This window comes from uncultured Salegentibacter sp., from assembly GCF_963972535.1.
GTDB lineage: Bacteria > Bacteroidota > Bacteroidia > Flavobacteriales > Flavobacteriaceae > Salegentibacter.
Genome location: NZ_CAXAVR010000162.1, coordinates 1 through 4,329, shown reverse-complemented (window position 1 = coordinate 4,329; position 4,329 = coordinate 1). Strand labels below are relative to the sequence as shown.

The window sequence follows — 4,329 nt, the reverse complement described above, 5'->3', positions numbered from 1 at the left end:
AAAAGCAATAGCAAATACGCCAACATTACTCCGAAGGCACCTATTAAGCCCATTTCTTCAACAATTATCGCGTAGATAAAATCTGAAGAAGACTGTGGTAAAAAATTTCTTTGTACACTTTTTCCAATTCCTGTTCCTGCAACTCCGCCGGTGGCTATGGCAATTTTTGCTTTTTCAATTTGGTAATCGGCTTCGGTATCTTCATCGTTAGAAAAACTTTCAATTCGGCTTGCCCATGTATCTACCCTATTTGGTAAAAGCCCCGGAAAAGCTTTAGCCGTAAGAATAAACATGGTCAACAAAATCAAACCTGCCGCTACAATAATCCCAAGGTATTTTATTGGATATCCTCCTAAAAACATCAATACCAGCACCATAGAAAAAACGATGGCAGTTGTGGAGAAATTGGCCGGCAAAATTAAGGATAATACCACTCCTACAGGCAACCAAAGCGGTAAAATTGACTCTTTAAAAGTGAGATTCTCATTGGTTTTTTTAGAGAGGTAACGCGCCACATAAATCATTAAAACTACTGATGCCAGGGTAGATGACTGAAATGAAACCCCTAAGCCCGGAATTTGAATCCATCTACTCGCATAAGCCCCGTCAATCATTGTTCCCTGGGCTACGGTATAAATCAATAAAACAATCACAACCGGTAAAAATAAGATGGAAAGCCCCCGGAAATAATGATATGGAATTTTATGTACGGCAAAGAGCAAACAAAAACCTAAAAGCAAATGGAAAAAATGCACCACCACATACTGGAAAGTACTGCCATCTCCATATAAATACGCAAGATTACTACTGGAACTGTAAACCGGCAAAAATGAAAATATTGCCAACAGCCCGGCCGTAGCCCAGATAACCTTATCGCCTTTAAGATTTGAAAAAATGTTGCTCATTTAATTCTTTAATTTCCTTTTATCGAACGTTATCCTGAACTTGTTTCAGGATATAAGCTCTTATTTATAGATCTCTAACGGCATCTTTAAACTGACGCCCTCTGTCTTCGTAATTTTCAAAAAGGTCAAAACTTGCACAGGCAGGAGAAAGTAAAACCGAATCTCCTCTTTCAGCAAGACTATAAGCCATTCTTACAGCTTCTTTCATAGATTCTGTTTCAACAATTGTATCTACACAGTTCCCAAAATTTTGCATTAGCTTTTGGTTATCTACTCCCAGGCAAATAATTGCTTTTACTTTTTCATTTACCAGTGGTAGAAGATCGTCATAAACATTTCCTTTATCCACTCCTCCAACAATCCAAACGGTTTCACTTTCCATACTTTCCAAAGCATAAAAAGTTGCGTTTACATTAGTTGCTTTAGAATCGTTGATATACTGAACATTATTAATTTTCAGCACTTTCTCCAGGCGGTGTTCTACCCCCTGAAAACTCTCCATACTTTCGCGAATAGTTTCTTTTCTAATTCGTAATAACTGGGAAACAGTGGCCGCAGCCATCGCATTTTTGGTATTATGTTTACCCTGTAAACCTAATTTTGTTGTTGGCATATTAAATTGTTTGTTTTTTATATTAACTATAATATTTTCGTTCTCTATGTATGAACCATTTTCTACTTTTTGCTGAAGTGAAAACGGCAATTTTTGCGCTTTTACCGGGTGTCTATCCAACCAGTTTGTGATAATTTCATCATCTAAATCGTAGATCAAAAAATCTTCTTTAGTTTGATTTTCGGCAATCCTGAATTTTGAAAAAACGTAATTTTCCAGTTTATTCTCGTAGCGGTCTAAATGATCTGGTGTGATATTGGTCAATACCGAAATATCTGGTCTAAAATCCTTAACTCCGTCTAACTGAAAACTGCTTAATTCAAGCACAAACCAGTCGGGATTGGTTTCAGCGACTTGTTTTGCAAAACTATCTCCTACATTCCCTGCCATTCCCACTTTTATGCCTGCATTCTTTAAAATATGATACACAAACTTTGTAGTGGTGGTTTTCCCGTTGCTTCCTGTAATCCCAATAATTTTTGCTGAAGTAAAAGCTGCAGCAAATTCTATTTCAGAAATCACCGGAATACCTTTCTCTACTAATTGTTTTACAATTGAAACAGTTTCCGGGATTCCGGGACTTTTCATCACTACATCGGCATCTAAAATCTTAGTTTCAGTATGTATTTCCTCTTCCCAATCGATCTTCAATTCTTCAAAAACCGACTTATATTTTTCTTTTATTTTTCCTTTATCTGAAACAAAAACCTCGAACCCTTCCTTCACGCCTAAAATGGCAGTCCCCGCACCGCTTTCGCCGCCGCCAAGGATCACCAGTTTTTTACCGGAAATATTTGTATTTTGAGTTTCAGTTTTCACTATTTCCTATCTTACTTTTAGCGTGATTATAGTTACAATGGCCAGGAAAATTCCAATAATCCAAAAGCGCACTACTATTTTACTTTCGTGGTATCCCTTTTTCTGATAATGATGATGTAAAGGAGACATCAGGAAAATTCTTCGGCCTTCGCCGTATTTTCGTTTGGTAATTTTAAACCAGGCTACCTGCAAAACCACCGATAGGTTTTCCATTAAAAAGATTCCGCACAAAATGGGGATTAATAATTCTTTTCTTGTGGCAATTGCGAGTACGGCTATAATTCCGCCAATAGTTAAACTACCCGTATCTCCCATAAAAACCTGTGCGGGATAAGTGTTGTACCATAAGAATCCCACCAAAGCACCCGCAAAGGCACTTATAAAAATCGTCATCTCACCAGATCGCGGGATGTACATAATATTCAGGTAATCTGAAAAGATTATGTTACCCGAAACCCAGGCAAATATCCCAAGCGTGAGCACAATTATTGCCGAAGAACCTGCAGCGAGACCATCTATTCCATCGGTTAAATTGGCGCCATTGGAAACGGCAGTCACAATAAATATTACGATTGGAATAAAGATTAACCAGGCATAATTTGCCAAAGCAGGATTTATCCAACTAATCAAGCTGGAATAATCGAACTCGTTATTTTTTACAAAAGGAATTGTGGTAGTGGTAGTTTTAATTTCCGGGCCCATTTCCCTAATATTCTGAAAGCTATCTACCAGCTCTTGTTGCTCTGGCGCCGGCTCATTTGTTTCTTCTTTTACCGTTACTCCCGGATGCAGATACAAAGTGCCACCTACAATTATTCCCAGGCCAACCTGCCCCAGGATTTTAAACTTTCCCTGCAGACCTTCTTTATCCTTTTTAAAAGTTTTAATGTAATCGTCTATAAAACCTATAGCCCCCATCCACAAGGTGGTTACAATAAGCAGGATTACATAAATATTCTCCAATTTAGCAAACAGTAAAACCGGGATTAGCGTTGCAAAAATTATAATTACACCACCCATTGTTGGAGTTCCTGCTTTTTCGTTTTGACCTCTAAGCCCTAAATCACGAACGCTTTCCCCTACTTGTTTTGCCTGTAAATAATTAATAATTCTTTTTCCGTAGATCGTAGAAATTGCTAATGAAAGAATTATAGCCATCGCCGATCTAAAAGAGATGTACTCAAACAAGCGCGCCCCTGGCACCTGGTATTCTGCATCTAAATATTGAAATAAATAGTATAACATATTTTCTATTTACTCTTCCAAGTGGAAAAAGTGGGCTTACTTATTTAACTGTTTCAAAAATTCGGTTACTATCTTAAGATCATCAAAATCTTTACGTTCACCATTTACCTCCTGGTAGGTCTCGTGACCCTTACCTGCAATTAAAATAATATCATTTTCACCGGCCATTTGGCAGGCAGTTTTAATAGCCTGTTTTCTATTAGTTACCGACATAATTTTCTTAAAGTTCTGCGGCTCAACCCCCGCTTCTACATCCTCAATAATTTTATCGGGATCTTCGGTTCTCGGGTTATCACTGGTAAATATCACTTTGGTACTTAAAGCCGAAGCGATATGACCCATTTTTGGCCTTTTAGATTTATCGCGATCTCCACCGCAGCCTACAACCGTAATAAGCTCTTCGTTTTTTGTACGAATGCTATTTATGGTTTCCAGAACATTTTTTAAAGCATCTGGCGTGTGAGCGTAATCTACGATCGCCGTAATTTTCTCTTCTTTTGAAATGATGTATTGAAACCTTCCGCTAACAGAATTAAGCTCACTAATAATCTTTAAACTTTCCAGGTTTTCAAGGCCTAAAAGTTCTGCAGTAGCATAAATAGCCAAAACATTGTAAGCGTTGAAGCTTCCAATGAGGCGTGTCCATAATTCCTGGTCGTTTACTTTCAGCAATAATCCGGTGAAAGAATTTTCAAGAATTTGCGCTTTATAATCGGCGTAAGATTTTAGGGCGTAAGTATATTTTTG

At 37.8% G+C, this 4,329-nt stretch carries 4 protein-coding genes; all 4 read right to left on the bottom strand.

Annotated features, from left to right (window positions below):
- The coding region (locus AACZ30_RS13135; protein ID WP_339649907.1) for an FtsW/RodA/SpoVE family cell cycle protein at positions 1 to 905 on the bottom strand (905 nt) is incomplete at its 3' end.
- Positions 906 to 969: 64 nt separating this feature from the next.
- Positions 970 to 2,310, bottom strand: a complete 1,341-nt coding sequence (gene murD, locus AACZ30_RS13130; RefSeq protein WP_339649909.1) for a UDP-N-acetylmuramoyl-L-alanine--D-glutamate ligase — start codon at positions 2,308 to 2,310, stop codon at positions 970 to 972.
- Positions 2,311 to 2,343: 33 nt separating this feature from the next.
- Positions 2,344 to 3,582, bottom strand: coding sequence for a phospho-N-acetylmuramoyl-pentapeptide-transferase (gene mraY, locus AACZ30_RS13125; RefSeq protein WP_339649905.1), 1,239 nt, complete (start codon positions 3,580 to 3,582; stop codon positions 2,344 to 2,346).
- Positions 3,583 to 3,618: 36 nt separating this feature from the next.
- Positions 3,619 to 4,329: cyanophycin synthetase (locus tag AACZ30_RS13120; RefSeq protein WP_339649903.1), on the bottom strand; the 711-nt coding region annotated here is incomplete at its 5' end.